At 63.8% G+C, this 25,881-nt stretch carries 32 protein-coding genes; 15 read left to right on the top strand and 17 right to left on the bottom strand.

The genetic code is table 11. The annotated features are described in order from the left end of the window. Window positions 1-166: 166 nt before the first annotated feature. A protein-coding gene (locus ACE10Z_RS26365; protein ID WP_375789853.1) for an IS5 family transposase occupies window positions 167-930 on the top strand; the annotation gives its coding sequence in 2 pieces (ribosomal slippage) (window positions 167-502 and window positions 505-930; 762 coding nt in all). Between the two features lie 12 nt (window positions 931-942). Here the strand turns inward: ACE10Z_RS26365 and ACE10Z_RS26370 are convergent. From ACE10Z_RS26370 to ACE10Z_RS26390, 5 genes are all read right to left on the bottom strand, one after another. Next, window positions 943-2,229 (bottom strand): IS4 family transposase, encoded by a 1,287-nt coding sequence (locus ACE10Z_RS26370; protein WP_375783368.1) that lies wholly within the window; start codon window positions 2,227-2,229, stop codon window positions 943-945. Between the two features lie 504 nt (window positions 2,230-2,733). Next, window positions 2,734-3,552 (bottom strand): tetratricopeptide repeat protein, encoded by an 819-nt coding sequence (locus ACE10Z_RS26375; RefSeq protein ID WP_375783369.1) that lies wholly within the window; start codon window positions 3,550-3,552, stop codon window positions 2,734-2,736. A 32-nt stretch (window positions 3,553-3,584) separates the two neighbouring features. Then, window positions 3,585-4,271, bottom strand: a complete 687-nt coding sequence (locus ACE10Z_RS26380) for a substrate-binding domain-containing protein (RefSeq protein ID WP_375783370.1) — start codon at window positions 4,269-4,271, stop codon at window positions 3,585-3,587. A 5-nt stretch (window positions 4,272-4,276) separates the two neighbouring features. Beyond that, the gene (locus ACE10Z_RS26385; RefSeq protein WP_375783371.1) at window positions 4,277-4,981 is read right to left on the bottom strand and encodes a GrlR family regulatory protein; all 705 of its coding nucleotides are present in this window, start codon (window positions 4,979-4,981) and stop codon (window positions 4,277-4,279) included. 226 nt (window positions 4,982-5,207) lie between these two features. Beyond that, window positions 5,208-6,242, bottom strand: coding sequence for a glutamine synthetase beta-grasp domain-containing protein (locus ACE10Z_RS26390; RefSeq protein WP_375783372.1), 1,035 nt, complete (start codon window positions 6,240-6,242; stop codon window positions 5,208-5,210). Between the two features lie 540 nt (window positions 6,243-6,782). On the opposite strand from ACE10Z_RS26390, the gene ACE10Z_RS26395 reads away from it, so the two are divergent. Beyond that, window positions 6,783-6,983 (top strand): DUF2735 domain-containing protein, encoded by a 201-nt coding sequence (locus ACE10Z_RS26395; protein ID WP_375783373.1) that lies wholly within the window; start codon window positions 6,783-6,785, stop codon window positions 6,981-6,983. Between the two features lie 91 nt (window positions 6,984-7,074). Here the strand turns inward: ACE10Z_RS26395 and ACE10Z_RS26400 are convergent, their stop codons facing one another. Continuing rightward, entirely contained in the window at window positions 7,075-7,386 is a 312-nt protein-coding gene (locus ACE10Z_RS26400; RefSeq protein ID WP_375783374.1) for an MliC family protein, read from the bottom strand. 114 nt (window positions 7,387-7,500) lie between these two features. Here ACE10Z_RS26400 and ACE10Z_RS26405 point away from each other — a divergent pair, with 114 nt between their 5' ends. Further along, window positions 7,501-8,244 carry a tyrosine-protein phosphatase gene (locus ACE10Z_RS26405; protein ID WP_375783375.1) on the top strand — a complete coding sequence of 248 codons (744 nt, stop codon included), beginning with the start codon at window positions 7,501-7,503 and terminating at the stop codon, window positions 8,242-8,244. 100 nt (window positions 8,245-8,344) lie between these two features. Here the strand turns inward: ACE10Z_RS26405 and ACE10Z_RS26410 are convergent, their stop codons facing one another. Both ACE10Z_RS26410 and ACE10Z_RS26415 read right to left on the bottom strand, forming a co-directional pair. Further along, window positions 8,345-8,551, bottom strand: coding sequence for a hypothetical protein (locus ACE10Z_RS26410; RefSeq protein ID WP_035634033.1), 207 nt, complete (start codon window positions 8,549-8,551; stop codon window positions 8,345-8,347). Between the two features lie 115 nt (window positions 8,552-8,666). Beyond that, window positions 8,667-9,317 (bottom strand): SGNH/GDSL hydrolase family protein, encoded by a 651-nt coding sequence (locus tag ACE10Z_RS26415; protein ID WP_375783376.1) that lies wholly within the window; start codon window positions 9,315-9,317, stop codon window positions 8,667-8,669. 182 nt (window positions 9,318-9,499) lie between these two features. On the opposite strand from ACE10Z_RS26415, the gene fabG reads away from it, so the two are divergent. Continuing rightward, on the top strand, window positions 9,500-10,180 hold the full coding sequence (gene fabG, locus ACE10Z_RS26420; RefSeq protein WP_375783377.1) for a 3-oxoacyl-ACP reductase FabG: 681 nt from the start codon (window positions 9,500-9,502) through the stop codon (window positions 10,178-10,180). Window positions 10,181-10,204: 24 nt separating this feature from the next. On the opposite strand, the gene ACE10Z_RS26425 is transcribed toward fabG, so the two are convergent. Together ACE10Z_RS26425 and ACE10Z_RS26430 are read right to left on the bottom strand one after the other, a co-directional pair. Beyond that, window positions 10,205-11,404 (bottom strand): GNAT family N-acetyltransferase, encoded by a 1,200-nt coding sequence (locus ACE10Z_RS26425; RefSeq protein WP_375783378.1) that lies wholly within the window; start codon window positions 11,402-11,404, stop codon window positions 10,205-10,207. Window positions 11,405-11,633: 229 nt separating this feature from the next. After that, on the bottom strand, window positions 11,634-11,984 hold the full coding sequence (locus tag ACE10Z_RS26430; protein WP_375783379.1) for a hypothetical protein: 351 nt from the start codon (window positions 11,982-11,984) through the stop codon (window positions 11,634-11,636). 136 nt (window positions 11,985-12,120) lie between these two features. Here ACE10Z_RS26430 and ACE10Z_RS26435 point away from each other — a divergent pair, with 136 nt between their 5' ends. The 3 genes from ACE10Z_RS26435 to ACE10Z_RS26445 all read left to right on the top strand — a co-directional run bounded on the left by ACE10Z_RS26435 (window position 12,121) and on the right by ACE10Z_RS26445 (window position 13,517). Then, the gene (locus ACE10Z_RS26435; protein WP_375783380.1) at window positions 12,121-12,804 is read left to right on the top strand and encodes a DUF2161 domain-containing phosphodiesterase; all 684 of its coding nucleotides are present in this window, start codon (window positions 12,121-12,123) and stop codon (window positions 12,802-12,804) included. Window positions 12,805-12,819: 15 nt separating this feature from the next. Next, on the top strand, window positions 12,820-13,119 hold the full coding sequence (locus ACE10Z_RS26440; protein WP_375783381.1) for a putative quinol monooxygenase: 300 nt from the start codon (window positions 12,820-12,822) through the stop codon (window positions 13,117-13,119). An 89-nt stretch (window positions 13,120-13,208) separates the two neighbouring features. After that, window positions 13,209-13,517 carry a hypothetical protein gene (locus ACE10Z_RS26445; RefSeq protein ID WP_375783382.1) on the top strand — a complete coding sequence of 103 codons (309 nt, stop codon included), beginning with the start codon at window positions 13,209-13,211 and terminating at the stop codon, window positions 13,515-13,517. Window positions 13,518-13,654: 137 nt separating this feature from the next. Here the strand turns inward: ACE10Z_RS26445 and ACE10Z_RS26450 are convergent, their stop codons facing one another. Next, window positions 13,655-14,278, bottom strand: coding sequence for a GNAT family N-acetyltransferase (locus tag ACE10Z_RS26450; protein ID WP_375783383.1), 624 nt, complete (start codon window positions 14,276-14,278; stop codon window positions 13,655-13,657). 139 nt (window positions 14,279-14,417) lie between these two features. Further along, a complete protein-coding gene (locus tag ACE10Z_RS26455; RefSeq protein ID WP_375783384.1) occupies window positions 14,418-14,816 on the bottom strand; it encodes a PaaI family thioesterase in 399 nt (132 codons plus the stop codon). Between the two features lie 182 nt (window positions 14,817-14,998). On the opposite strand from ACE10Z_RS26455, the gene ACE10Z_RS26460 reads away from it, so the two are divergent. Further along, on the top strand, window positions 14,999-15,784 hold the full coding sequence (locus tag ACE10Z_RS26460; protein ID WP_375783385.1) for a cobalamin-binding protein: 786 nt from the start codon (window positions 14,999-15,001) through the stop codon (window positions 15,782-15,784). 193 nt (window positions 15,785-15,977) lie between these two features. Here ACE10Z_RS26460 and ACE10Z_RS26465 read toward each other — a convergent pair whose 3' ends face one another. Together ACE10Z_RS26465 and ACE10Z_RS26470 are read right to left on the bottom strand one after the other, a co-directional pair. Next, complete coding sequence (locus ACE10Z_RS26465) at window positions 15,978-17,255, bottom strand: ArgE/DapE family deacylase (protein WP_375783386.1); 1,278 nt, start codon at window positions 17,253-17,255, stop codon at window positions 15,978-15,980. A gap of 54 nt (window positions 17,256-17,309) precedes the next feature. Next, window positions 17,310-18,002, bottom strand: coding sequence for a pyridoxamine 5'-phosphate oxidase family protein (locus tag ACE10Z_RS26470; protein ID WP_375789925.1), 693 nt, complete (start codon window positions 18,000-18,002; stop codon window positions 17,310-17,312). A 106-nt stretch (window positions 18,003-18,108) separates the two neighbouring features. Here ACE10Z_RS26470 and ACE10Z_RS26475 point away from each other — a divergent pair, with 106 nt between their 5' ends. From ACE10Z_RS26475 to ACE10Z_RS26485, 3 genes are read left to right on the top strand one after another with little or no spacing between them, the layout of a single operon-like run. Next, entirely contained in the window at window positions 18,109-19,623 is a 1,515-nt protein-coding gene (locus ACE10Z_RS26475; RefSeq protein ID WP_375783387.1) for a PLP-dependent aminotransferase family protein, read from the top strand. A gap of 46 nt (window positions 19,624-19,669) precedes the next feature. Further along, window positions 19,670-19,819 (top strand): hypothetical protein, encoded by a 150-nt coding sequence (locus ACE10Z_RS26480; protein WP_375783388.1) that lies wholly within the window; start codon window positions 19,670-19,672, stop codon window positions 19,817-19,819. Continuing rightward, window positions 19,816-20,073, top strand: coding sequence for a DUF6719 family protein (locus ACE10Z_RS26485; protein ID WP_375783389.1), 258 nt, complete (start codon window positions 19,816-19,818; stop codon window positions 20,071-20,073). The genes ACE10Z_RS26480 and ACE10Z_RS26485 overlap by 4 nt, the downstream gene beginning before the upstream one ends. Window positions 20,074-20,127: 54 nt before the next feature. On the opposite strand, the gene ACE10Z_RS26490 is transcribed toward ACE10Z_RS26485, so the two are convergent. After that, complete coding sequence (locus ACE10Z_RS26490) at window positions 20,128-20,535, bottom strand: hypothetical protein (protein ID WP_375783390.1); 408 nt, start codon at window positions 20,533-20,535, stop codon at window positions 20,128-20,130. A gap of 38 nt (window positions 20,536-20,573) precedes the next feature. Then, the gene (locus ACE10Z_RS26495) at window positions 20,574-20,732 is read right to left on the bottom strand and encodes a hypothetical protein (protein ID WP_375783391.1); all 159 of its coding nucleotides are present in this window, start codon (window positions 20,730-20,732) and stop codon (window positions 20,574-20,576) included. Between the two features lie 469 nt (window positions 20,733-21,201). Between ACE10Z_RS26495 and ACE10Z_RS26500 the strand changes: the two genes are divergently transcribed. Beyond that, window positions 21,202-21,429, top strand: a complete 228-nt coding sequence (locus ACE10Z_RS26500; RefSeq protein ID WP_375783392.1) for a hypothetical protein — start codon at window positions 21,202-21,204, stop codon at window positions 21,427-21,429. A gap of 43 nt (window positions 21,430-21,472) precedes the next feature. Here the strand turns inward: ACE10Z_RS26500 and ACE10Z_RS26505 are convergent, their stop codons facing one another. Next, window positions 21,473-22,033 (bottom strand): CreA family protein, encoded by a 561-nt coding sequence (locus ACE10Z_RS26505; RefSeq protein ID WP_375783393.1) that lies wholly within the window; start codon window positions 22,031-22,033, stop codon window positions 21,473-21,475. A gap of 222 nt (window positions 22,034-22,255) precedes the next feature. On the opposite strand from ACE10Z_RS26505, the gene ACE10Z_RS26510 reads away from it, so the two are divergent. The 3 genes from ACE10Z_RS26510 to ACE10Z_RS26520 all read left to right on the top strand — a co-directional run bounded on the left by ACE10Z_RS26510 (window position 22,256) and on the right by ACE10Z_RS26520 (window position 25,868). After that, window positions 22,256-24,049, top strand: coding sequence for a L,D-transpeptidase family protein (locus tag ACE10Z_RS26510; RefSeq protein WP_375783394.1), 1,794 nt, complete (start codon window positions 22,256-22,258; stop codon window positions 24,047-24,049). Window positions 24,050-24,148: 99 nt separating this feature from the next. Further along, a complete protein-coding gene (locus tag ACE10Z_RS26515) occupies window positions 24,149-24,718 on the top strand; it encodes a glutathione peroxidase (protein WP_375783395.1) in 570 nt (189 codons plus the stop codon). Between the two features lie 163 nt (window positions 24,719-24,881). After that, window positions 24,882-25,868, top strand: a complete 987-nt coding sequence (locus tag ACE10Z_RS26520) for a polysaccharide deacetylase family protein (protein ID WP_375783396.1) — start codon at window positions 24,882-24,884, stop codon at window positions 25,866-25,868. The last annotated feature ends 13 nt before the right edge of the window (window positions 25,869-25,881 follow it).

Here is a 25,881-nt window from a genome sequence, read left to right on the forward strand (position 1 = left end):
TGTGCGGGATCAAAGTATGTGATCCTGGTTGAACCAGCCCAACCGCAGACGCCTTGAACTGCGAACCGTCCTCATCGTCGTCCCTGCGAAAGCACTAGGTGGTGTGGACTCTAAGGATTCCCTTTTAGGAGCAAATCAGATTCAAGGCTGCTTTTGGGAGGCCGCCTTGGGAGTGATGGACCGTTTGGTATTGAGCGACGCGGCGTGGGAGCGGATGGCGCCGCTGATCATAGGGCGCCCCGATCAGAAGGGCTCCACCGGGCGCGACAACCGGATGTTCGTGGAAGGTGTGCTGTGGATCGTGCGTACGGGGTCTCCCTGGCGCGATCTCCCGGAGGTCTTTGGCGATTGGAACAGCGTGTTCCGGCGCTTCAGCCGATGGAGCATCAAGGGTGTTTGGTGGCGGATCTTCGAGGCGATGTCCGATGATCCGGACTTCGAATATCTGATCGTCGATTCCACCATTGTTCGGGCGCATCAGCACGCCGCCGGCGCCAAAAAGGGGGGTCTGAAGATCAAGCGATCGGTCGCTCGCGCGGGGGCCTGAGCACCAAGATACATATGGCCGTTCGAGGCTTGGGATGTCCGGTGCGGTTCACGCTTACCGCAGGTCAGAAGGGCGATGCACCGCAAGCCGCCGCATTGATCGAAGGCTTATCCGCCGAGGTCGTCATGGCCGACACCGCCTATGACGCCGATCATCTGCGCCAAGCCATTGTTGCCAAAGGCGCGATCGCCGTCATTCCCAACAACCCGTCACGCGCGCTCAAATATCCGCTCGACAAGCACCTCTACGCCCAGCGTCATCTCGTCGAATGCTGCTTCTCAAAGCTCAAGCAGTTCCGACGCGTCGCAACCCGCTTCGAAAAGACCGCCCGAAATTATCGCGCCGTCATCACCCTCGCAGCCATTGTTCTATGGATGCGCTAGTGTCCACACCACCTAGGGCATGCACAGATCTCTGAGGCTCCATCCGGTGGCGACAGCGTGGAAGTATTCGAGGCCGTTCTTGAACGTGATCGGGCCTGGCGGCTTGGACGAAGGATAGCCATCCCATCCGCCGAGGCGGCCGATGATCCATGCGGCCCATGCGAGGCAGTCTGGCGGATGCGGATTCTTGAGCCGTTTGCTGCTGGTTTCGAGCTGCTGATTGAGGGCGACGAGGGCAGCGACCTCGCCAGGATTGAAGACGATGTGGAGCGGCTGCCGACTGCCGTTGCGCGCTTGCAGGAGCTGGATGGTGATGACGGCGGCCTTGGCGGCGATGGCGACCAGCTTGAGGAGCCGGTCGGCGGAGGCGATCTGGCTGTCTTCGAGCCTGAAACCTTGGGTTTTGAGGACGCGGAAGAACTGCTCGATGAGCCAGCGCTGCTTGTACCACTCAACGATCCGCCAGGCGTCTTCAGCCTTGGCAATCGGGTGAGAGGTGAGGAGCCGCCAATGCAGCGGCTCGACGCTGGAGGCGCCGACCTCGCGCACGTCGACGACGGCCAGCGGCAGGTTTTGGGGCAAATGGCGCAGGAACTTGGTCTGGGGTCGGGCAAGCTCGATGGCGCCAAAGCGCAGCTCGAGCTGAACCTGACGCGCAGGTCGCGACGCGCGGGCAGGCAACTGGATGGCGCGCTGATCCACCGCAGCCATGGCATCGCTGACCGCATACAGGCCGCTCGCGTCGGCCAGTTTGCGATCATGCATGCTGCGGGCGATCACGTGGCATTGCTGCTCGGCCGCGCTGGCATACAGGGCAAAGATGTCGCTCTCGCGGTCACCGATCACGGTCACCATCGCAGCGCCGGCGAGCAGTGGCTTGGCGGCGATCACAGTAGACATCCAGCGCTGCGATTCCTTGTCCGACAGCTCGCGCAGGTCGTGCGAGACGGTGCGGCGGCCCTCGCGCGTCCACACCTCGCCGCTCAAAAGGCCGAGGCAGGTGCCGGCGTCCGCATCCACCGCCAGCATCGGATGCAGCAGCACGCCGTAGCTGTTGCCCTTGGCGATCTCTCCGAGCCCGCGCCGGCGTTGCGGCGTGGTGTTGAAGTGGATCTCGCTGGTGTCCTGGATCGCCAACACATGGCGGCCCACGACCGCTGCAACCGTGCTTTCGCTCCAGCTTTCGATGATCCGCTCCGCTGTTACCTTGGTGTTGCCGAGGAAGCGGTTGAACCGCACCTCCAGCGCGCGGTCACCCTTGCAAAGTCGCCGCAGGCAGACGTCCTTGCCCGCGACCATGCGTCCGACGAACGCCGCCCCCCTTTGTCGAGACGACGATCCCCGAATCTGCCCAACGTCCAGTCAATCCGCAACAACATGCTGACACTCCGTCCAAACCGAAGTGCCGTAATAGGAATCACATCAATGGGCGATTCTGGAATCCCCCCAGCCCGCCCCGAGTCAATCCGCCACACCAGATCTGTGCATGCCATAGTGCGAAAGCAGGGACCCATAACCACAAATGCCAATTTTGGGGCGATGCTGGAACGACGAGCCCCTTCAACAAGGTACGCCGCAGCGTATGGGTCCCTGCTCCCGTGCGCAATTGCGCACTAGGCAGGGACGACGTATTGGAGGAGCCGCGGACTCACATCTCTCTCCGGTGCGATGCCCCGCGTACGCATCCAGCACGCCGCAGCCTCTCGGCCCAAGCACTGCGGTCTCTGGAATACTGGATCACCCGCATGCGCGGGTGATGACACTGAGCAAGCTGAGCAATCACCCGCGAGCGTTCCTGTCTGACTAGAAGCAGAGGTTGGTCACGGCATTGCCGCGCTTGTCCTTGATCACGTACGGACAGCGCGCGCGCTCCAGCGCCTTCTTGGCATCCTCATCGCCGAGCGCGGCCGCCCGCTCGTAATAGGCCTTGGCCGCATCGCTATCCTTCGGTCCGCCGCGGCCGGCCTGCGCGAACGCGCCCATCCGCTCCAGCGCGCCCGGATGGTTCTGCGCAGCCGCCTTCTCGAACAACGCCCGCGCGCCGGCATCGTCCTGCGCGCCGCCCTTGCCTTCAGCCAGCATCATGCCGAGCTGGTACTGCGCCTCCGCATTGGTCTCGGCAGGCTTGGCGAGCAATTCGCGCGCACGTGCCGGGTCGGACGCGACGCTGCCGCCGAGGGCGGCGAGATTGCTGACGCCGCGCGCGTTGCCGGCTTGCGCCGCACGTTCGAATAATTTGCGCGCCTGCGCCTCGTCCTTGGCAACGCCGGTTCCGTTGCCGTAAAGCACGCCGAGCTCGACCATCGCCGACGTCGAGCCCTTGTCGGCCGCCTTGCGCCAGGCCGACATTGCTTCCGCGGCCTGCCGGTTGGCGGCATAGGCGCGGCCGAGCTCGTACATCGCGCGGCGCGACGATTTTGCCGCCACCGCGCAATATTTGATCGCGGTCGCGATATCCGCCGACGCAATGTCGGGGACGCCCTTCACGTCAGCCGGCTTGTCGGGATCGGTGGGATCGGCGGCGAGCCGGTCGCACAGCACGAGGTCGGCCGATTGCGCGTGGGCAAGCAGAGGTGCGGCCAGCGCCACCGCGAGAACAATAGTATGGAGAGGTCTGAGCATGACCGGCAGGTTGCGTCGCGGTGCGGGCAAATTCAAGGCTCGAGCCCGGTCGCGCGCAGCACCGGCGCGACATCGGCCGACGCCAGGTAACGCAGCAGATGGTCGGCGGCGGCTGCGCGCTCTGAGGCGACCATGCGGCCCGCGGAAAACACCGCCGGCGTCTGCAAGCCTAAGGGAATTGGCCCGACCACTTCGATGCCATCGATCTGCTTCAACTCGCTGATCTGCTGGATCGCAAGGTCGGCTTCGCCTGTGACGAGCCTTTCCGCGGTGAAGCCCACCGGAATGATCACCGCACAGGCATTGATCGCCTCGGCAATGCCGAGACGCGCGATCAGTTGCGCGAACAGGATGCCGCTGGCACCGAGCCGCGTATAGGCCACCGCCCGCGCACCGACCAGCGCCGCACGCAATGCGGTTTCGCTCGCGATATCGGGGTGCGCAGCGCCCGCCTTCACGGCGACGCCGACATAGGAGCGCGCGAGATCGACAACGCTTTCCCGCGCGATGCGGCCCTCGCCCGTCATCTGGTCGAGGCCCTCGCGGGTCAGGATCACGAGGTCGGCGGCCTCGCCGCCGCGCAGGCGTTCGAGCAGCGCCAGTGTCGGCGCGAAATCGGCGTCGATCCGCACACCGCTCGCCGCCTGGTAGGCCGCGGCAAGGCGCGCGACCGCGCCCTTCAGCGCCAGCGTCGAGAGCACGCGAACCGAATTGTCCATCCCGTTTACGCCCGCCGCATCAGCTTGAGCGCCGCCTTGAGGCGGAGGCTGCGCTTGCCGGCAAGCGCCGTCGCTTCGAGCACGGCGCCCTCCGCGTCGCAGGTACCGGCAAAGCCGATGCCGACCTCATGGCCGCCGAAGACAGGGTTCTCACCCATCGCCGAGGTGTGCTCCTGATTCAGGATCTGCCCCTTCCAGCGGCCTTTCTCTGACGTGTAGGTACCGAGATAGTAGAAGGACGCATCGCCGCCGAGGATGCGGCCATTATTCAGCAGCATCACGCCGGTGAGGCCGCCGTCGACACCGTCGAGCAGCTGGATGTGGATCGAATAGAGCCCGTTGATGATGCCGCCCTCGCCGACCCCGCCTGCGATCGGGACTTCATCCCCGGTGATCGGCGTCATCACCGACTGGAACGGCACGCCGGGCAATTCCTTGAGCTCGCCCTTGAAGCGGTATAACTCGCCGTCCGGCGCGCCCCTGGCGAGCAGCGTCGCGTCGTCGGTACCCGCCATCGCGCGGTAGTTCGGATCGGGGTTGTGGCGGACGGTCTGGATCTCGATCGCAATCTCGTCGCCGGCCTTCTCGTAGGTGCCGATATGGGCGAAGGCAGAGTTGCCGCCGAGCATCTTGCCGTCGCCGACATACATCACGCTGCGGCCGACGGCGCCGCCCAGCTCGAACCGGACCTTGTAAAACCCTTCAAACAAGCGCCGTGTCCCCGGCAGCCAAGATACAACCGTTGTCTAGCGCGGTTCATAACGCAGCGAAACCGCTTTCGGCGGCAGGCCGTCCGCAAAGACTGTCGTTAAAAAGCAAAGGTCCGCCAAGGCAGTCGCCCTGGCGGACCCTATTGCGGTACCGGATGGCTCCATCCGGGTCCGATAGCTGCTCAGGCGGCGGCCGTTAAGCCGCAGCCATTTAAGCTGCAGCCATTTAAGCCGCAGCCTTGGCGCCGGTCGGAACCTCGGAGATCGTCTTCAGGATCTGCGAAGCGATCTGGTAGGGGTCGCCTTGCGAGTTCGGGCGGCGGTCTTCCAGATAGCCCTTGTAGCCGTTGTTGACGAAGGAGTGCGGCACGCGGATCGACGCACCACGGTCAGCCACGCCATAGCTGAACTTGTTCCACGGCGCGGTCTCGTGCTTGCCGGTCAGACGCTTGTCGTTGTCCGGGCCGTAGACGGCGATGTGGTCCATGAGGTTCTTGTCGAAGGCCTTCATCAGGCTCTCGAAGTATTCCTTGCCGCCGACTTCGCGCATGTACTTGGTCGAGAAGTTGGCGTGCATACCCGAGCCGTTCCAGTCGGTGTCGCCGAGCGGCTTGCAGTGGAATTCGATGTCGATGCCGTAGCTCTCTGTGAGACGCAGCATCAGGTAGCGGGCCATCCACATCTGATCGGCGGCAGTCTTGGAGCCCTTGCCGAAGATCTGGAATTCCCACTGACCCTTGGCCACTTCGGCGTTGATGCCTTCGTGGTTGATGCCGGCGGCGAGGCAGAGATTGAGGTGCTCTTCGACGATCTTGCGGGCGACGCTGCCGACGTTCTTGTAGCCGACGCCGGTGTAGTACGGGCCCTGGGGCGCCGGATAACCCTCTTCCGGGAAGCCGAGCGGACGGCCGTCCTTGTAGAAGAAGTACTCCTGCTCGAAGCCGAACCAGGCGCCATCGTCATCCAGAACGGTGGCGCGCTTGTTCGAGACATGCGGCGTCTTGCCGTCGGGCATCATGACTTCGCACATCACCAGCACGCCGTTCTCGCGCGCGGCGTCGGGATAGCAGGCGACCGGCTTCAGCACGCAGTCAGAGCTGTGGCCTTCAGCCTGCTGGGTGGACGAACCGTCAAAGCCCCACAGCGGAAGCTGTTCGAGGGTCGGGAACGACGCGAATTCCTTGATCTGCGTCTTACCGCGCAGGCTCGGCGTCGGCGTATATCCGTCGAGCCAGATATACTCGAGCTTGTACTTGGTCATTGAACCTCTCTGTTGATGATGCAAAACCGTGAGGAACCGAAAGCCAGTCGGCCGCCGCACGCGTACCCGGCCACCATCGGCCAGCTCTTACTAAGCAATTAAAATGCCAGTCGCTGCACTGCGCACCCGCCCAACCCGCGGACGTCCACAGCGGACATCGCATTTTTAGCTGCGACAAAGCAGCGCAGCTGGCATGCGTCACGGTCAGCCAAAATCTTCTCTCAGCGCCCTCCGCCGCTCGTTTCTGCAGCAAATTCAGCTACGGCATCGGCCGCCGATTAATACGGCGGCAGCGCCGTGTGACAGTTCGTGTCCAGCCAGCGGGCGCCCAGCAACCATCGACTCGGCTCAAGCGTTGGTCAGCTGCATCCTGCCTCTCAGGAAGCAAACCTGGATTTGCACACGAATTAGACAAGACATGACTATTTTTTGGTCAACTTGCACCCTGTCGGCCCCGGGCCGATATCAAAATGACGGTAACGACACGCGAATGAGTCGGGCGCACCATGGAGGCTCGCTCCGGCCATAGGAGACTTTGACATGATCACGACGGGCCAAAATCAGGGATCGGCAACGATCTATCAATTCCCGGCTGGAGGCCGCGCGGCTCTCGGCGGACGCCGCTACGGCGAGGTGCGGACAGGGCGTGAGCTCGCCGCAGAAGTCGAGACCTCGGCCTGTAGCGAGAGCTGGTACCATCAGGCGGCCATCGACGACGCCAAGCCGAGCCGCGATCACTGATGTCGATCAGGCAGAGAGGCGAGACGCAAAAAACGTCAGACGGCAACAGCGCAGTAAGAGAGGGTCGGAACGAAGCGTTTCGGCCCTTTTTTCATGCCAGTTCGCAGGCCGTTACCGGCCGCTTCGCATGCCGGAGCCTGGTCAATCCGGCCCGGGTGATCTCGAGCGTGACACCACTGCCCTTGTAGCGCGTGCCCGTCAGCGACAGACGCTTCGTCAATGTCACCGCCTTGCCGTCGAGTTGCAGATGCGCGCGAGTGTCCCCGTTGAAGAACGCGGCAATGAACTGCGTCCCGTCGGCACAGCGATAATTCCGGAAGGCGGACTGCGCCGGCGCTGCCGAGGCACCAAAAATCCCGAAAAGAATTACGCCGACGAGAATGGCGCCTCCGCGATAAGTCATATTCTCCCCCCGAGAGGCCGGTTATAGACCTGCCTGCGCCGACATTCCTGCGCCAGGGATTCTTGCGCCAGGAATTCTTGCGCCAAGACCTCATCAGCTGCAACAGGCCCCCCGATGTCAGAAGCCCCTGCCCGTCACCTCAACCTCGCCGGCGCCAGCAATTTTCGCGACCTTGGCGGCTACCAGACACGTGACGGCCGGACGGTGCGTTGGCGACAGATCTTCCGCTCCAACCATCTTGCCCATCTCACCGAGCGGGACGTCGCCGTGGTGCGCTCGCTTGGGGTCAAGAGCGCATTCGACTTTCGCGGTGTCGCCGAGCGCGCCGAGGCGCTGTGCGGCATGAGCGACGTGACCGTGCATTCGCTTCCGGTCGAGCCGACGGTGGTTGCTTCGCTGCGGGCGATCGCCAGCAACCGTCAACTTCTGGAATCCGACGCGATCGACGTGATGCGGGATTCCTACCGCGGCTATGTGCAGGACAACACGCCGCGCTACCGCGCGCTGTTCGCCCATCTGCTTGAGGATCGCGCTCCGCTGGTGATCCACTGCACCGCCGGCAAGGACCGCACCGGCTTTGCCTGCGCGCTGATCCTGCACGCGCTCGGCGTGTCCGATCAGGTGATCGCGGACGACTATCTCCTGACCAACCAGTTCTACAAGCGCGACCCGGCCCACAGCACCGAGCTGCCCGATGACGTCAAGCAGGTGCTCGGCACCGTGCGCGCGGCGTTTCTGGAGGCGGCGTTCGAGGCGATCGATGCCGACTATGGCAGCCTCGACGGCTATTTCCGCGAAGGCCTCGGGCTCGGCCAGGCCGAGCGCAAGGCGCTTGAAGGCCGCTATCTGCAGGCCTGATCAATTTACGCGAGAGCGTTTTCGAACGAAGCCTGTCCCGCACGTGATGCGGGATGGACACCGGTTCGCGTGAAGAAAACGCAGCAGACTGAAAAAGACCTCAGGCCGCCGCGGCCTCGAGCTCGAGCTCCGCGTCGAGATCGGCGATCACATCCTCGAACGCCGAGATCGCCTGCTGGATCGCCGCGATCTGCATCAACTCCCAGCTGCCCACTGGTCCCTTGCGGTTCTGCAGCGCCACCACGAGATCGCGCCGCTGCTCCTTAAGCTGAACAAGCGGTAAACCGTGATCCGGAAGATTTCCCATTCGCATAACCCCTACCTTGGCTGGAGTTCCGCTTCTAAGGGAAAGGGTTCTGAAAACGACTTACGGAACTGCCGCAAATTTTATCCAACCGGCCCACCTCCGTAGTCTTACGTAGTCAGGACGACATGCTCGCGCTCCGTGCCGCCGCATCGTTGATCGCACCGAGCAACGCTTGAGTGACACAATCGGTCGCCCACTCGCTCGTATGGAGATGCTCCTGTGCACCATCGTCGAGTTCGGTGAGCGGAATTCCGGCATCGACCCATTGCTTCATCAGTGCAAAGCGGCGGAACAGGTTGACTTTCCTGCTTGCTGCGACGTCGGCGATCATTGGCATGAACTGGTTGGCGAGCTTGAGCACGTCCGGTGTGCCGATGATTGCCTGGGTGTATTGCGAATCCATCACCACGACGTCCAGCGGCAGCCCGGCGAGCACATCGAGTCCCGCCTCGAATGTCGCCTGCACCTGATCGAAGTTGTAGTTCCTGTACACGGCGTTGGTGCCGACCTGCCAAATCACCATCACCGGTGCTTCAGCGATGACATCGGACTCGATGCGCGAGAACTCTTCCGGCGCCTCCTGCCCGCCGATCCCTCGGTTGACGATGTCGATCATCCGGCCGAAGGATTGCTTCTGGCTTCGCCATAAGATCTCCAGCCGTGGTGGAAATGGGAGAATTTTATCGGCTCCCGCGGTCGACGATGATCCGAGGGCAATGATCTTGACCTTCCGGTCGCGCTTGAGCGCCTGCGCAAGATGCGGCAATCCGTAGCTGAACTTGACGAGTTCGAGATGGGTTTCGCAGGTCCTCGGTGTTGGCATCGCAAACATCCTTGAGCTGAATGAATTGATGAATGCGCGCAGTAGGAGACGAAATTGGCGGCATTGCAAATGAAATCCGCCTGATCATAGTGGGGCAGCAACCTGCTGCTGATACGGAGACCGCCATGAACGGAAAAGCAATCGTCATCACCGGCGCGCTTGGCGCGCTCGGCAAGGTGGTCGCCGAAGAAGCCCTGGCGCGCGGCGCGCGCGTTGCCGGCATCGATCATGCGGCTTCGCAGCTGGCCGCGACGGCCGATCGTATCGAGCTCGGCAATGTCGACCTCACCGACACCGCGCAGGCGACGGCTGCGATCGACAAGGCGGCGGCGCATTTCGGCCGGCTCGACGGACTGATCAACATCGCGGGCGGCTTTACCTTCGAGGCGGTGAGCGACGGCGATCCCGCGACCTGGCAGCGCATGTTCGCGATGAACGTGATGACCGCGTTCAACACGTCGCACGCGGCGATTCCGCATCTCATCAAATCCGGCGCCGGACGCATCATCAATATCGGCGCACTCGGCGCCTTGCAGGCCGCCTCCGGCATGGGCCCCTACGCTGCCTCGAAGGCCGGCGTGCACCGCCTCACCGAGTCGCTCGCCGCCGAACTCAAGGGCAAGGTCACGGTCAACGCCGTGCTGCCCTCGATCATCGACACCGCCGCCAATCGCGCCGCGATGCCGAAGGCCGATATTTCGAAATGGGTGACGCCGAAGGAGCTCGCCGAGGTGATCCTGTTCCTCGCCAGCGATGCCGCCAGCGCCGTCACAGGCGCGCTGCTGCCGGTGAACGGGCGAGTTTGAGCCTGTCGCTGCCGATCGGCCCCGCTACCAGAGATCGCGATAGTTCGCGAACTTTCGGAGGGTCTCGTCGTAGCGGGCCGGTACGATCCAGGGCAACAGCAACCTGAAGATCGCATTCGGAAGCGGAGAGCGAAAACGCGCATAGAGGTCGAGCGGATCGAGCTCATGCCGCATCCGGAATTTCGGCTCGTAGCTGAGACCTGTGCTGCGAAACCACCTGTAACCGTTGGCGATCGCCCAGTTCATCATGTCGCGAATGGTGTAGTAGTAAAGATGGAGGTCAAGGGCGACAGCATAGTCCAGTCCGACATACTCCCAGAACAGACTGTCGCCTTCGACCATGCAGAGGCTGAAGGCAATCACCTTCCCGCCCCGCCGCCAGATGAAGAAACGGGCCTTGTCCTTCATGTCACTGCCGACCCGGCCCAAATACTCGGCTGTCAGCTTCTCGAAACGGAATTTCGAACGGTCGAAGACCTGCAGATAGAGCGGATGGATGTCGTCGACGGCATCCCCGGCATCGTCGGTGACGGTGAGGACAAGGGGTACGCCGTCGGTCGCCTTGAATTTCTTGCGAAGCTGCCACCGCGCCGATCGCGGCAGCGCATTTTTCATGTAGGCGTCGAAATCCTCGTGCTCGATATTGAGCACCGTCATCGGCATGCTCGGCGCGCGGGCAAAGCCGTGCCGGACGAAGCAATCCAGCACCGGCCGATAGCGCGCAGGGAATTCCTTCAGGACGATGAGCTGCGCCCGGCACGACCTCGCGAGATTGACGATCTCGCGGCAAAGAATCTCCGCCATCTCGCTTGGTGGCACCGTGTCTGATGCGCCGAGGTGTCCCTCTCCGGCGAAACATCCAACCATCAAGGTGCGCATCTTGAGAAATCGGGGAACGAAGCGCCGGATGCGCGCCAGCCAAACCTGCCATTCCGCGCCAAGTCCTTCGAGAATGTCCTGGTCGAGAACAAAGAATGGCTGGACGGCCTGGATGCAGCCGGCCCGGTCGACGATCGCGACGTAGCGGTATTCGACGCCGTCGCCGAGCGTATCCTCCAGAATTTCGTAGTAGCGATGATCCTTGCGCAGGGCAGCGAAGGTGTCAGCCCAGGCGCGGCAACCGGCGAGTTCGCCGCGCGTCATGATCTTCACGCCGAACCGCGCGGCAGCAGCCGCGGCGTCGGCGACACTTGGTGTACCAGACAGGCTGACGGTGTCCGACATCACGCTTTGCCCCAGTGATGCTTAACCTTCCAAGTCCGGGTTGGAACTTAATCGATCTGGGCTGGGGACCCTGTGCCATCCGCGCAACAAGCAGCAAAATTTCAATCGGTGGCAACCAGGCGGACAAGGCTAGCAAGAAAGCCGCGGGTCAATCGCGCGCGACCCGGACGCCGCGGGGCGGCCGATGTCCCCGACCGCGACCTTGCAGAGCCCGGGATTGGCGCCTTAGTCAGCAACCATCAGCAACCAGGAGCCGCAGCTTCGACCTGAAGCGGATGCTCTGCTTGCCGGCAAGCGCCATACCGTCGCCTTCGGCGGTCTCGTCGGTGTAGGTGCCGGTAAAACCGATCGTGACCACCTTGCGTTCCCACACCGGGCGCTCGCCATAGGTCGGCGAATGCTCCTCGTTGGTGACCTCGCCCTTCCACTTGCCATCGGCCGCGGTGTAGCTGCCATGGGCAAAGAAGAACGAGTCGCCGCCGCGCATCTGGCCGTCGCGCAGCACCATGACGCCCTGGTTGCCGCCAGAGACGCCATCGAGAAATTCGACGGTGATGTGATAGAGGCCGTTCCGGATCATGAAAATGGTCGCGCCCTGTCCGGCCCAATAATAGCCGCCTGGCCGCGCTTTGGGCAAATTCCATCGGGCTCAATGGCTGCAATTCCGCGCTATGCTGGCACCTGAGTCGCGGCGGGATGCCGCAGGAGCCTGCCTGTTGGAAACTGCGCTTTATCTGCCCGTCAAACGCTTCCTCGAAAAGCTCGGCTTCACGGTGAAGGGCGAGATCGGCGGCTGCGACCTCGTGGCGCTGAGCAGCGGCGATCCGCCTGTCGTCGTGATCGGTGAACTGAAGCTCGCCTTCAATCTCGAACTGATCCTGCAGGCGGTCGATCGCGCCGGCGCCGCCGACGAGGTGTGGATCGCGGCCAAGGTTTCGGCCCGCGGCAAGGGACGCGAGAGCGACGCGCGCTATCGCAACCTGTGCCGGCGGCTCGGCTTCGGCATGCTCGGCGTCACCGACCGCGGCGACGTCGAGGTGCTGGTGCCGCCGCCAACTGCGGCACCACGCCGCAACCCGAAGAAGCGCTCGCGCCTGATCGCCGAGCACCGGAAGCGCAAGGGCGATCCTGCCATGGGCGGATCGACGCGCGCGCCGATCATGACCGCCTACCGGCAGCAGGCGCTGGCCTGCGCCTGTGCGCTGTCGGATGGTCCCCGGCGGGTGCGCGACCTCCGCGCCGAGATTCCCGACGCCGGCAAGATCCTGCTGCATAATGTTTATGGCTGGTTCGATCGCGCCGAGCGCGGCATCTATGTGCTGACCGATGCCGGCCGCACCGCGCTGAAGCGCTGGCCGCAGCAACCGATCAATGCATCAGGGGCGGAAGCCGCCCCGTAACAACAGGGGGAGACCATGATCGTCGTCACCGGCAGCGTCACCGCCCGCCCCGACTCCTTCGAGGAGGTGCGGCGATTGAGCCTCGAACATGTCCATCGCTCGCGCACCGAGCCCGGCTGCATCTCGCACGCGGTGCATGTCGACTGCGAAAATCCGCTCAGGCTGGTGTTTTTCGAGCAATGGGCCGACCGCGCTGCGCTGGCGGCGCATTTTGCGGTCCCGGCGTCACGCGATTTCGTCCGCTCCCTGCAATCTCTTGCGGCCGCAGCGACCACCATCGAACTTTATGACGCTCACAAGATTGAGAGACTCTAGCTGCATGGCTGGATTGCCATCTCATATTCATATTGCAATGCAACATTGGGGACCTTACGTATCTCCCGCGATTCAAAGATGAGGCGGCGATGAGCGGAGACTGGAACACCAAGTATGGCACCCGGCGCGTGCGGCATGATCCGCCGACGCTGGAGGAGGCAATCTTCGCCGCCATCGGCATCACCGATGAGGTGGAGGCCCAGGCCGAGATCGCGTCGTCCCTGATGGGGCTGCCCTTTGAAGAGGTGCTGGCCGAGGTGAAGAAGACCGCGCGCGTCAGCGCCCGCACCGGCACGGCAACCCGCGTGATCGCCGGCGAACAGGGCGCGCAGCGCTCGGTCGTGGTCGAGCGCCGCGTGGTCCGCCGTCTCGCACCCGCTAAGCGCACCGGCACCTGAAACACAACATCCGGCGAGTTAAGGAAAAAGGGCAATCCGCTGAGCGGATTGCCCTTTTTACGTTTGATCTGAGACTCTTATTGGACGCGTTTCCTTCACGCGAACCGGTGTCCACTTCGCTTGGAAACGCTATCGGCTCAAGCTGCCCGGCCCCAGCCGGACATCTGCATCACCATTCGCCAATAGGCACGGTTCATGGCGACGATCGCGTGCGCGGCCTCGACCGGCGTAACCGGTGCAGCGGCCGGCGCCGGTTCAGACTGGTTCTGCTCGGTCAGGTCGATGCTGCCGGTGGACTCACCATGACGGAAGCTCAGCTGCGCACCGAACTTGGTGGCGAGCGCACGCATCGCGTCGTTCTGCGCGCCGGTGGTGATGCGCAGGCTGCTGTAGCCCTTGGCATGCGCCTCGGCGATCAACTTGCGGAACAGGGTGCTACCGACGCCCTTGCGCCGCACAGACCGCTCCACGCTGAAGGCGATCTCGGGCTGCGCATCTGGTGACTGCTCCGGCGGATGCAGCTCGGCCGCACCGCGGACCACGCCATCCTCAAAGTAGGCGATGATGACGGTGCCGTCATTGGCGCAACGTTCGGCGTAGCGGCGGATGAAACTATCGTCGATGAAGCCATGAAAACGATCATGGCGGCTGGTACGATCCAGTCGCAACAGGTGATCGCGCAGCAGGGGAAGCTCCTCCTGCTGGCTCAACGTCCGCACGGTGCCCTTGGCGGACGTCGGACGAATGGAATCATAGTTCATTTCATAACTCCTCTTGGTAGCCCTCGAGGAGGCGTCGAGTCCCTAGCACCGATATATTGTGCGTCGCAGCATATAATTCAAGTACTGAGATTCATTTAAGTAAACAATGATGTGATCGGTAAATCACAGTATCGCCCCATCATAATACCAGCTGCGTTTGCGTGACCACTGCGACCAGCTTGCCGTCCTCAGTCTCCAGCCTGGTCTGCCAGACTTGGGTCCGCCGGCCGCGGTGAACCGGGGTCGCCGTCGCGATCACGGTGGTCCCTTCCTTCGCCCCGCCGATGAAGTTGGTCTTGCTCTCCAGCGTCGTGGTGCCCTTGGCGTCCTCAGGCAGGTTGATCACGGTGGCGGCGGCACCAACCGAGTCCGCGAACGCCATCACCGCGCCGCCGTGGATGGTGTTGCGAAGGGTACAGAGGTCCGGCCGCACCACCATTTTCGCGACCACGCGATCCGGGCCGGCCTCGGTGAAGGTGACGCCCTTGAGTTCCGCAAACGGCATCTTCATCGACTGGATCTTTTCGAGCGGCGTCATCAGGTTCCTCCGGTTTTTCTGGCGTCATACGCGGGCTTGACCCGCGTATCCATCGTTCTCGCGAGAAGCTTCCTCTGCATGATGGATTGCCGGGTCAAGCCCGGCAATGACGTGCGAGGTAATCGAACGGATGACGTCATGACCGCCGTGACAATCCCTGGCGAGTCTGCCTACCGTCCGCGATGCGTGACTTCCCTCCCCGCCGGATCGTCTGCCTGACCGAAGAGACGGTCGAGACGCTCTATCTGCTGGGCGAGCAGGACCGCATTGTCGGCGTCTCCGGCTACGCGGTGCGACCGCCCCAGGTCCGCCGCGAGAAGCCGCGCGTGTCGGCGTTCATCTCCGCCGACATTCCCAAGATTTTGGCGCTCGACCCCGATCTGGTGCTCGCCTTCTCCGATCTGCAGGCCGACATCGTCGCCGATCTCGTGCGCGCCGGTGTCGCCGTCCACGTCTTCAACCAGCGCAATGTCGCCGGCATCCTCGCGATGATCCGCTCCTTGGGCGCGATGGTCGGCGCCGCCGATCGCGCCGGGCAACTCGCGCAAGGCCTCGAACAACGGCTGGCCGCGATCGCAGCTGCGCCGCGCCCGGCACCGCGGCCGAAGGTCTATTTCGAGGAATGGGACGATCCGCTGATCAGCGGCATCGGCTGGGTGTCCGAACTGATCGAGATCGCCGGCGGCGAGGACGCGCTGCCGCATCTGCGTACGCACAAGGCCGCCAAGGATCGCATCGTCACGCCCGACGCCGTGCGCGACGCGATGCCCGACGTGATCCTGGCCTCCTGGTGCGGCAAGAAGGTCGTGCCCGACCGCATCCGCAATCGTGAAGGCTGGAGCGACATTCCCGCCGTGCGCGACAACCGCATCGTCGAGATCAAGTCTCCGATCATCCTGCAGCCCGGCCCAGCCGCGCTGACCGATGGGCTCGATGCGATCGTGAAGGCGTTGTGGGCGGAGCGCTGAACCTTCCAACGTCGTCCCGGCGAAGGCCGGGACCCATAACCACAGCTCTTGCTTGTTGTGCGGCTCTGCAAGGACGAGTCCCGATCACAACATCCGCCGCGGAGTATGGGTCCCGGCTTTCGCCGGGACGACATCGAATTTGTTGCGCTATCGCGCAATAAGAACGACTGCAATGAAGTGAGCGAGAGGCTGCCTACGCCTGCTCCACCCCGCACCATTCAGCGATGAACAGCGCGGTGGCCTTGGTCGACTTCCGCAGCGAGTCCAATTCGACATATTCGTTGAAGCCGTGCATCGCCGCACCACTGGCGCCGAAGCAGAGGCTCGGGATGTCGTAGTTCAGGCCGTAGAAGCGCGTGTCGGTCAGCGCGGTGAAGGCGCGGTCTTCCACCGCGCCACCATAGACCGCCTGATGCGCCTTGGCGAAGGCCGCTTCCGGCGCCTCGGAGTTCACCAACTCATAGCCTTCCGACAGGAAGCCCGACCATTCCACCTGCGGCGGATTGTTGGAGAGGAAACGATGATCGCGCGCCGCCGCCGACACGCAGGCCAGGATCTCCTTCTGGCATTCGGCGATCGACCAGCCCGGCAGCACCGCGATGCGGCAATCGACATCGCACCAGGCCGGCACGCTGGAGGCCCAGTCACCGCCCTTGATGATGCCCGGATTGAAATTGATCGGGTGATTGACGTCCTTGAAATGGCGGTCGGCCTTGGCGCGCTCGTTCCATGCGATCTCGAGCTTCTCCAGCGCATGCACAAGGTGATACGCCGCCATGATCGCGTTCGAGCCGGCGCCGGCCTCGAACACATGCACCGGGAAGCCGCGCACCTTCAGGCGGAACCAGATCACGCCGACCTGCGAGCGGATCATCTTGCCGTTGGTCGGCTCCGGGATGAAGCAGGCATCGGCGCGATAGCCGCGCTGCAAGGTCGAGAGCGCGCCGACGCCGGTGCTCTCCTCCTCGATGACGGACTGGAAGTGAATCCGCGCCGTCGGCTTCAGGCCGGCCTTCCTGATCGCATCCAGCGCATAGAGCGCCGCGATGGTGCCGGACTTCATGTCGCAGGCGCCGCGGCCGTACATCTTGCCGTCCTTGATGACCGGCGAGAACGGCGGCGTCTCCCACATCTCGAGCGGACCGGTCGGCACCACGTCACAGTGGCCCTGCAGGATCAGCGATTTGCCGGCATTGGTGGCCGGGCGGTAGGTGCCGACCACCGTGCGCGCCTTCGAGAAATCATGCTCGATCGGGCCGAAGCCGCGCAAATCCTTCAACTCGTCGAGATTGATGTGCCAGTCGTCGACCTCATAGCCGCGCTCGCGCAGGAGATCGCCGATCATGTCCTGGCACGGCCCCTCGGCGCCGCGGGTCGAAGGGATCGCGACAAAGGCCTGCGTCGTCGCAAGCTGCGCATCGAATCCCTCGTCAACGGCAGCAAGGATTCGTTGTTGCGTCTCGGCAGTCATTCGGCAGCTCCATGGGGGACATCAGAAGAGGCGGGAGCCGCACCGTAACCCGATTTATCCCTCCGGGTATTGCGCAAAATAGGCATCCCGCAATGCATCTTCGAGCAGACGGCCTTCCGAATAGCCATCGAGTGTCGCAGGCCGCGTCACGCCGTCGAGCAGCCGCGGGCACGGCTCGGGCGCACCGAGCACGGTGCGCACCGGAATCCGCTCGGCATAGATCGGCAACTCGTAATCCTCATCGTCGTCGGCGACGCCCTTGGCGCGCACCTTTGCCGAGGCCTCCTCGATCTCCATCGCGATGAACGAGGTCGCCTTGATCTCCTGCCTGTTGCTGGCGCGCAGGCCCGCGGTGCGCTCGGGAAAGAAGCGGTCGACCATCGCAACGATTGCGCGCTCCTTCTCTTCCGGGTCGGTGACGAGATAGGCAGAGCCGAACGCCATCACCGCGCGGTAGTCGGCCGAATGGTTGAAGCCGCATCGCGCCAGCACCAAGCTGTCGAGATGGGCGACCGTCAGGCACACGCGCTGGCCTTCCGACTGGTTCTCCAGCATCCGGCTCGCGCTCGAGCCGTGCCAGTAGAGCTTGGTGCCCTCGCGCCAGAAGAAGGTCGGCGTGCAATAGGGCTGGCCGTCGATCACGTAGGAGACGTGGCACAGCATCGAGGCGTCCAGGATCTTGTGCACGGTGGCGTGGTCGTAGAAGCCGCGGTCATGGCGGCGCTTGACCCGGTTGCGGGACGACATGGGGTAGGACGGAGTGGACGCGCCTTCGGTCACGGCAGTGCCTTTCGAAATCTGGAATCTGTCCAGAGTTGTAGCGGCCCATTTGGTCTGCGATAGTGCCAATTCCATGCGAAAAATTCCGACCAATTCCCGCAAGCCCTCGCCGGCCAAGCCCGAGCTGCCGCTCGACCTCACCGGCCCGCACGTGACCGCTGGCGCGGCCTCGCAGCAGCGGCTCTATCAGGCGCTGTGCCACACGATCGTCGGCGGGCTCGTCAAGCCGGGCGAGCCGCTGCCGCCGTCGCGCGCGCTGGCCAAACAGACCGGCTTCCGCCGCAACGCCATCACCACCGCCTATGAGCGGCTGATCGCCGACGGCTTTGCGGTGGCGACCACGGGCTCCGGCACCTTCGTCGCGGCGCGCATTCCGGCCCAGGCCACCGCGCCACGACGCGCGAAGATCGAGATCGAGCCGCCGCAGCACAATGCGCTGTCGCTCGGCTGCACCCATATCGATGAGCGCGCGCTGCAGCGCTTCCGCGCCTTTGCCGGCCGACGGCTGCGCGCCTTCGGCTCCGAGCATCTGCATTACGGTGATCCCCGCGGCAGCAGTGAATTGCGTGCCGCGATCTCAGACCATTTGCTGTCGGCGCGCGGGCTGCGCTGCGATCCCGATCAGATCATGCTGGCATCGGGCACGCTGCATGCGTTGCGCATTGTGTTAGGGGCGATCCTCAAGCCCGGCGACCAGGTCTGGTGCGAGGATCCCGGCTATCCGGCGGCGCGGCGCGCGATCGAGCATTGCGGCTATCGCCCGATGTCGGTGCCGGTCGATGGCTCGGGCATGCGCATCGACAAGGGACGCGCATCGGCACCGCGGGCGCGCGCCGCCTATGTCACGCCGTCGCACCAGTTTCCACTCGGCGTGCAGATGTCGATGCCACGCCGGCTCGAGCTGCTCGACTGGGCCAGGGACGCCGGCGCGTTCGTGTTCGAAGACGATTACGACAGCGAGTTCCGCTATGACGGCGCGCCGCTATTGTCGCTCGCCGGCATCGATCATCTGCGCCGCGTGATCTACATGGGCACGTTCGCGAAGACGCTGTTTCCGGGATTGCGGATCGGTTACTGCGCGCTGCCCGAAGCCTTGATCGGTCCGGTGACGGCGGCGCGCGCCGCGCTCGATCGCTTTCCCGGCACCCTGATGGAAGGCGCGGTCGCCGACATGCTGAACTCCGGCGCCTTCGCCGCGAACTTGCGCAAATCGAGAAAACTCTATCGCGAGGCGCGCGACGTGCTGGCGTCGACACTCACCCGTGCATCCGAGGGCGAACTCACGGTTCCCGTGCCATCGCAAGGCCTGCACCTCGTGGCACGGCTCGATCCCTTAACCGATCCGCAGATTGCCGCGCAGGCCAAGGCGGCTGCCGGCGTCGGCGGCTGGCTGCTCGCCGAGACCTATCATCGCGCGCGGCCCCTGCCCGGCTTCGTGCTGGGATTTTCCGGTCATCCGGTTGCGCAACTCGTCGCGTCGGCGGAACAATTGGCGCAGACAACGCTGACTGCGCTGCGCGCAACGCGCAAGATATCAGTCAAGCCATCCGCCAAGCCGCAGCGCTCTAGGAGAATCGCAGTCACCTGACTAAGGTCGCCCGCGTTCAGTCAGTGTCCGCCTACGGAGATACCGGATGCCCAATCGCAACGTCCTGTATCTCGTGATCGGCGCGCTGGTCGTGATCGCGGGGATGCTCGGCTACAATCTGTATCAGGCGAGGAAGCAGCCCGAAGGCATGCAGATCAATGTCGGCCCCGACGGGGTCAAGATCCAGAACAAGTGAAGGAGGCTGCGATTCCGCGCATTGGATTGGTCGCGCTGGTCAGCGCCGCAGCACTTGTCGCGACAATTCATTCCGCCTCCGCACAGACCGTCATGCGCGAGGCCGACATCGTCGACCTCCGGGTCGGTCAGCGCGTCCTGGTCGATGATGGCTCCTGCCCGGCCGGGCAGATCAAGCAGGTGATCGGCGCCAGGCTGAGCCAGAACGGCGTGGTGCGGACCCAAAGCTGCGTGCCGCGCCTCGCCAAAAAGTAAAGCGCCCCGCTGTCGCGAGGCGCCTCATTCATCATTGCCTCGGCAACGCGCCGCTCAGTTCGAGATCGGCTCGAACATGCATTGCAGCGTCGGCTTGGCGATCTTGGTGAAGGTCGGGCCAATCTCGTTTTGCTTGGACGGCGGCACCCAATCGGTCTCGATGGTCGGCACGCCGGTCTCGCTGATGCCGCGCAGCAGCGCCTGGCGCAGATCGGGATCATCCACCGTCGCGGCAGCATGGTCGTGCAGGCAACCGCAGACGGCCTCGGGATGCGCCCAGCGGCCGAGCATATGCGGCGCGCACTGGCGCACGAACTCGTCGCGCGGCTCAGTCACCCGGTACAGCGACCGGATCTGCATCGACTCGAGCGGCAGTTGGGATTGGGCCTGCGCGGAACCTGCCGAGAGACTCATCAGGGCGAGCGCTGCCAGGATCGCGGCGGAACAGATGCGGAGCAACATGGGGAGCCTTTACCGGCAGTTCTGTTTTTGCGCCGCGCTCAGTTGACCTGCGCCATCACCATCGGGGCCGAGGTGACCACCGGCGAGCCGTTATAGGAGAAGGCGCCGATGCCGGGCAAACCATTGTCCGGGGTACCAGCCATCGACGAACCGGCCATCACGAAGGCGAAGGCGAGGATCAGGCTCATGGTCCGCATTTGACAGTCTCCGTCATTCCGACTCGGCGCCGGGCGCCGTTGTTGACGGTTTGATAACGATCTGCCGTTTCGAGAGTTCTGCGGAACAAGCTGAAAATGGTTTCGTCGACCGGAGAATTGTTTCGTCGGTCGGCAGCCCACGAAACATTGGCCGGAAAATACCAATGTTTTCAGTGCGAGCACGCTGCCCGTGAGCGTGTTCAACATTTCGCGCGCCGAGCGCCGCCCGGCGGTTGGGAACCGCCTACGAATTATGCGTGCAAATTGAGCGGGCTACCGCGCTTTCTTAACTTTCCTCTGCTGAGACAGGAAGCAACACAGCAAGGGTGGCGTGAACCGACCGGCGGTTTGGCCAACTCATCTGGGCACCGTGCAACCATCTCCGCGGTGGCACGTTGTCGAGATTCCCGATCCCACGGTTGTTGTGGTTCCCCGATCCAACAATTGTTGTGATCCAATCCAACGAAGGATGTCAGTCGTGGGCAATGGCAACATCGGTGTTGGCAACGAATCCGCGGCCAGCAAATCCGGCCAGCAGCAACAGATGACGGCCGCAATGCCGCAGCAGGGCGCCTATGTGATGGGCGACAATGAGTGCGCGCAGCAGAAGCTGGTCCGCCTCGTCGGCTGCCGCGACTCGAAGGTCAAGCCAGGCCTCAGCATCGGCACGAAGCAGTTCGGACAAGCCAAGCGCTAGCTCGTCCGCTGCTTCAGGCGAACCGACCAAGCCCCTGCTTCAGCTACTGAATGAACTCGCCGCACTTCTGCACGGCGGTGGCATCGGCCGCGCCCCAAGGCATGATCGGCACCGACGACGTCGAGTTCTTCGGCGAGCCCTCGATCAGCTTGTCGGAATACACCATGTAGACCAGCACGTTGCGCTTGGCGTCGCAGCCGCGCACGATCTGCATCTTCTTGAAGAACAGCGACCGCCGCTTGCTGAACATATCGTCGCCCTGGCCGAACTTGCTCTTGAAGCGGATCGGCCCGATCTGCCGGCAAGCCAGCGAGATATCAGAGACTTCCTCGGCAAGGCCGAGCCAGCCCTTGAAGCCGCCCCTCTCCGGCACCGTGAAGTGACAGGCGACGCCCTCGACCTCGGGGTCGTCGACGCCATAGGTCGCGAGCTTGTCGTTGGGGCTCACCCATTTGAACACCGTCGACCGGCGAAAGATCAGGTCCGGCTCGTCAGCCGCGGCCGCGGGAACTGCCTGCCCCAAAGCCAGAAACATCAGCAGCGCCGCGCAGCCCCATCGAGACAACAATCGCATGTCACACAAGCTCACATTTCTCGATGTCATTGAGGTCTCCGCGGGGTGGGTTCCGCCTATGTAGTGCGCAAACGCCGCACAGGAAGGCGCTGACAGTTCGGTGATCAGACCGGGCGCTTTAACCTCCTGTGAGGCTTTTTTGTTACTCTTTCGTCCAAAATCCGCCCCTCACGGAAGGGTTAGATCGCTTGCGCTGGTGAACGCGTTCGGCGTCTGCGACAACCAACAGATAGTTTGGACTGGATTCGGAATATGCGCGCAAGCGGACGTCGGATTTCGATTTTTGATTCTGCGACTGGACGATTCTGGCAGTTTGCAATTCTGACGGCGGCCGGCACCGTGGCCGCCTCCTCGCAGGCCGATGCAGCCCTGTTCTACTGGAACCGTGACTCCGGCTATTACGGCGATGTCGAGCCGATGCCGCCGCAGCAGCCCCGGCCGAAGCCGAAGCGCAATACAGCCAAGAAGAATCCGGCGGTCGAGAAGGAGGCCGGCCGCAAGCCGCAGGGTCCCCTGATCATCTCGGTCTCGATCGACCAACAGCGGGTCAGCATCTACGACGCCAACGGCCTCTACGCCGAGAGCCCGGTATCGACGGGCATGAAGGGGCATTCGACCCCGATGGGTGTCTTCAGCGTCATCCAGAAGCAGAAGTACCACCAGTCCAACATCTACAGCGGCGCGCCGATGCCGTACATGCAGCGCATCACCTGGTCGGGCATCGCCATGCACGCCGGTGTGCTGCCCGGCTATCCCGCCTCGCATGGCTGCATCCGCATGCCGATGTCGTTTGCGGTCAAGATGTACAACTGGACGCGGATGGGTGCCCGCGTGTTCGTCACGCCGGGCACGATCTCGCCGGAGAGTTTCTCGCATCCGCTGCTGGTGACGCAGAAGGTCGCGCCGCAGCAGCCGGTTGCCGATGATGTCCTGAAGATGGATGCGCCGCTCGGCGTGAAGAGCGACAAGGGTGCGGACAAGCAATCCGGTCTCGACTTGCGCACCAGCGTCGGCCATGCCGCCGCCGCGTCACTGCGCGACAATACCCACACCGCCGACGCCAGCAGCGCGATGCCGGCGGCAAGCGCGTCGGCGACGATGTCCGATGCCTCCACCGCGCGCGACGCCATTGCGGAGAAGATCGCGGCTGACAAGTCCGAGACGAGCGCGACCGAGACTGCCGCGGCCGACAAGCCGGCCGAGACCAACTCCGCCGCTGACGACAGCAGCGCCGCCACCGACGACAAGACCGTCGGCGAAGTCACCGGCAGCACCGACACGCCGAAGTCCGAGGTTTCCGCAAGCGACCCGGTGAAGGTCGAAGCCAAGGCCGACGAGCCGAAGGCGGACGCCACCACGTCCGGCGTTGCCGAGGCGCCGAAGACGGAACCATCGAAGACGGATGCGGCCAACACTGATCCGGCCAAGTCCGGCGCGGTTAAGACTGATGCTGCCAAGGACGCGGCCAGCAAGGACGCAGCCAAGGCGGCGGATGCAGACAAGCCCGCCGAGGCAGCAACTGCGACCGATGCACCCGACGCCAAGAAGGATCCGGCACGGCTGCCGGGCGTCGCCAAGATCGACGTGTCGAAGCGCGCCGGCCAGATTTCGGTGTTCATCAGCCGCAAGGATTCCAAGCTCTATGTGCGGCAGAACTTTGCGCCGCTGTTCGAGGTGCCGGTGACGATCGCGGCTAGCGACCGGCCGCTCGGCACGCATGTGTTCACCGCGGAAACCGACAAGACCGATGCGAACCTGCTGCGCTGGTCGGTGGTGACGCTGCCGACCCGGAGCGCCGCCCGCATCGACGTCGAGGAGCGCGCCTCGCATCGCCGCAAGGTCGCGGCCGCAGCGCCGGTCGAGGCAAAGCCGCAGCCTGCGACCAACACCCCGGCCGAGGCACTCGACCGCATCTCGATTCCGGCCGACACGATGGCGCAGATCAACGAAGCGCTCGGCACCGGCGGATCGATCATCGTCTCCGACCTCGGTGTGAACCAGGGCGAGACCGGCGAAGGCACCGACTTCATCCTGCCGCTGCGCTGAGGCGACCGTAGCCCGCTTCCAGCAATAACGCCTTCTTGAAAGCCTCCGCCTGCCCGCTGGATTATGATCCCGACGAACATCTGTTCCGGGGACGAGACCATGATGGACCGCAGGACACTGATCGTGGCGGCGTTGGCTGCGGCCGCAGGATCCCGTGCTTTGCATGCGGAGCAGCCGGCGATGAGCCGGATCACGGCCTACGCCTTCTCATTTCCGGCACTCTCTGGCTGCGACATTCGCCTTGCCGACTATGCCGGCCATCCCCTGATGATCGTGAACACGGCCTCGCTCTGTGGCTTCACACCGCAATATGCCGGCCTGCAGCAATTGTGGACCGAATTCCGCGATCGCGGCTTCGTCATCATCGGGGTGCCGTCGAATGATTTCGGCGGCCAGGAACCCGGCGGCCCGACCGAGATCGCCGAGACCGCGCAGCATCAATACGGCGTCACCTTCCCGATCGCGGCGAAAGCCGTGGTCAAGGGCGCAAACGCGCATCCGTTCTACCGCTGGGCGGCGGAGGCACGGCCGAAGGACGTTCCGCGCTGGAATTTCCACAAATACCTGATCGGCCGTGACGGCTATATCGCCGACGTCTTCCCTGAGTCGGTGACGCCGGACGACACCCGCATCAAGACCGGGATCGCACGGGCACTGGCGGCGGCCTGAGAGGCTAAGGTAATCCACGGAATTAACTGGGATTTCGGACTGAGCCCCGCCACGTTCATTGCCTTGGCGTCGCCACTGTGACTAGGGTACGATCGGTTGGGGGTGAAGCGGCCTTGGTTGCGGCAGTGCCGGCACCGGGAGCGCGATCAGCAGGGAACACGCCATGCGCATTGCGGCAGGTCTGATTTTCGCAGGGACCGTATCGTTGCTCGCGTCGAGCGCAGCTTGGTCGCAGACGCCACCCGCCAAGGGCGCCGCCGCGGCACCGGCGGCCGCAGCCCCGGCGCCTGCCGCAGCTGCACCGGCGCCTGCCGCCGCGGCCGCTCAAGTGCCACCGAAGCAACCGCCGCAGCCGGCACGCGCCGCCTGCAACAATCCGAACGCGCTCGGCGTCGCCCGCACCGTCGAGATCGACACCACCGGCGGTCCCGGCTTCGGCTTCGAGCATTTCAAGCAGCTCGACTTCCTGCGCGATCATGAAGTGGTGCTGACCTTCGACGACGGTCCGTGGCCGGCCAACACGCCGGCGGTGCTGAAGGCGCTCGCCGACGAATGCACCACGGGCATCTTCTTCCCGATCGGCAAGCACGCCACCTATCACCCCGAAATCCTGCGCCAGGTCTATGCCGCCGGCCACACCGTCGGCTCGCACACCTGGTCGCACGAGAATCTGAACAACAAGAAGCTGACCGAGGATCAGAAGAAGGACGAGATCGAGCGCGGCCTTGCTGCAGTCAAATGGGCGCTCGAGACGTCGCCCTCGCCGTTCTTCCGTTTCCCGGCGCTGCAGCATCCGCCGGAGATGGTCACCTATCTCGGTAACCGCAACATCGCGATCTTCTCCTGCGACCTCGACTCCTTCGACTTCAAGTCGAAGAACTCGCAACAGGTGATCGACACCGTGATGAAGAAGCTCGCCAAGCTCGGCAAGGGCATCATCCTGATGCACGACTTCCAGAAGCACACCGCGGAAGCCCTGCCGACGCTGCTGACGCAGCTGAAGGCCGGCGGCTACAAGGTGGTGGCGATGCGCGCCAAATTCCCGGCGACCGTGCTGCCGCAATACGAGCAGGAGCTCGCCAAGGACGTCAAGCTGCCGACCGTGAGTTCGCGACCGGTGAACAACGTCGTCACGACAGTCGATCAGTAAACGCGCCGGCGAT

This window comes from Bradyrhizobium sp. Pha-3 (genome assembly GCF_042258615.1).
GTDB lineage: Bacteria > Pseudomonadota > Alphaproteobacteria > Rhizobiales > Xanthobacteraceae > Bradyrhizobium.

What these genes read in the sequence shown, in the direction of transcription:
- ACE10Z_RS26425 (WP_375783378.1), bottom strand. Translation starts at nt 11,404, where the DNA reads ATGTCGGACACCGTCAGCCTGTCTGGTACACCAAGTGTCGCCGACGCC.
- ACE10Z_RS26405 (WP_375783375.1), top strand. Translation starts at nt 7,501, where the DNA reads ATGTCAGAAGCCCCTGCCCGTCACCTCAACCTCGCCGGCGCCAGCAAT.
- ACE10Z_RS26505 (WP_375783393.1), bottom strand. Translation starts at nt 22,033, where the DNA reads ATGACATCGAGAAATGTGAGCTTGTGTGACATGCGATTGTTGTCTCGA.
- ACE10Z_RS26430 (WP_375783379.1), bottom strand. Translation starts at nt 11,984, where the DNA reads ATGATCCGGAACGGCCTCTATCACATCACCGTCGAATTTCTCGATGGC.
- ACE10Z_RS26500 (WP_375783392.1), top strand. Translation starts at nt 21,202, where the DNA reads ATGTCAGTCGTGGGCAATGGCAACATCGGTGTTGGCAACGAATCCGCG.
- ACE10Z_RS26520 (WP_375783396.1), top strand. Translation starts at nt 24,882, where the DNA reads ATGCGCATTGCGGCAGGTCTGATTTTCGCAGGGACCGTATCGTTGCTC.
- ACE10Z_RS26495 (WP_375783391.1), bottom strand. Translation starts at nt 20,732, where the DNA reads ATGCGGACCATGAGCCTGATCCTCGCCTTCGCCTTCGTGATGGCCGGT.
- ACE10Z_RS26460 (WP_375783385.1), top strand. Translation starts at nt 14,999, where the DNA reads ATGCGTGACTTCCCTCCCCGCCGGATCGTCTGCCTGACCGAAGAGACG.
- ACE10Z_RS26475 (WP_375783387.1), top strand. Translation starts at nt 18,109, where the DNA reads ATGCGAAAAATTCCGACCAATTCCCGCAAGCCCTCGCCGGCCAAGCCC.
- ACE10Z_RS26380 (WP_375783370.1), bottom strand. Translation starts at nt 4,271, where the DNA reads ATGGACAATTCGGTTCGCGTGCTCTCGACGCTGGCGCTGAAGGGCGCG.
- ACE10Z_RS26480 (WP_375783388.1), top strand. Translation starts at nt 19,670, where the DNA reads ATGCCCAATCGCAACGTCCTGTATCTCGTGATCGGCGCGCTGGTCGTG.
- ACE10Z_RS26410 (WP_035634033.1), bottom strand. Translation starts at nt 8,551, where the DNA reads ATGGGAAATCTTCCGGATCACGGTTTACCGCTTGTTCAGCTTAAGGAG.
- ACE10Z_RS26395 (WP_375783373.1), top strand. Translation starts at nt 6,783, where the DNA reads ATGATCACGACGGGCCAAAATCAGGGATCGGCAACGATCTATCAATTC.
- ACE10Z_RS26440 (WP_375783381.1), top strand. Translation starts at nt 12,820, where the DNA reads ATGATCGTCGTCACCGGCAGCGTCACCGCCCGCCCCGACTCCTTCGAG.
- fabG (WP_375783377.1), top strand. Translation starts at nt 9,500, where the DNA reads ATGAACGGAAAAGCAATCGTCATCACCGGCGCGCTTGGCGCGCTCGGC.
- ACE10Z_RS26510 (WP_375783394.1), top strand. Translation starts at nt 22,256, where the DNA reads ATGCGCGCAAGCGGACGTCGGATTTCGATTTTTGATTCTGCGACTGGA.
- ACE10Z_RS26470 (WP_375789925.1), bottom strand. Translation starts at nt 18,002, where the DNA reads ATGTCGTCCCGCAACCGGGTCAAGCGCCGCCATGACCGCGGCTTCTAC.
- ACE10Z_RS26375 (WP_375783369.1), bottom strand. Translation starts at nt 3,552, where the DNA reads ATGCTCAGACCTCTCCATACTATTGTTCTCGCGGTGGCGCTGGCCGCA.
- ACE10Z_RS26370 (WP_375783368.1), bottom strand. Translation starts at nt 2,229, where the DNA reads ATGGTCGCGGGCAAGGACGTCTGCCTGCGGCGACTTTGCAAGGGTGAC.
- ACE10Z_RS26400 (WP_375783374.1), bottom strand. Translation starts at nt 7,386, where the DNA reads ATGACTTATCGCGGAGGCGCCATTCTCGTCGGCGTAATTCTTTTCGGG.
- ACE10Z_RS26465 (WP_375783386.1), bottom strand. Translation starts at nt 17,255, where the DNA reads ATGACTGCCGAGACGCAACAACGAATCCTTGCTGCCGTTGACGAGGGA.
- ACE10Z_RS26450 (WP_375783383.1), bottom strand. Translation starts at nt 14,278, where the DNA reads ATGAACTATGATTCCATTCGTCCGACGTCCGCCAAGGGCACCGTGCGG.
- ACE10Z_RS26455 (WP_375783384.1), bottom strand. Translation starts at nt 14,816, where the DNA reads ATGACGCCGCTCGAAAAGATCCAGTCGATGAAGATGCCGTTTGCGGAA.
- ACE10Z_RS26445 (WP_375783382.1), top strand. Translation starts at nt 13,209, where the DNA reads ATGAGCGGAGACTGGAACACCAAGTATGGCACCCGGCGCGTGCGGCAT.
- ACE10Z_RS26390 (WP_375783372.1), bottom strand. Translation starts at nt 6,242, where the DNA reads ATGACCAAGTACAAGCTCGAGTATATCTGGCTCGACGGATATACGCCG.
- ACE10Z_RS26490 (WP_375783390.1), bottom strand. Translation starts at nt 20,535, where the DNA reads ATGTTGCTCCGCATCTGTTCCGCCGCGATCCTGGCAGCGCTCGCCCTG.
- ACE10Z_RS26515 (WP_375783395.1), top strand. Translation starts at nt 24,149, where the DNA reads ATGATGGACCGCAGGACACTGATCGTGGCGGCGTTGGCTGCGGCCGCA.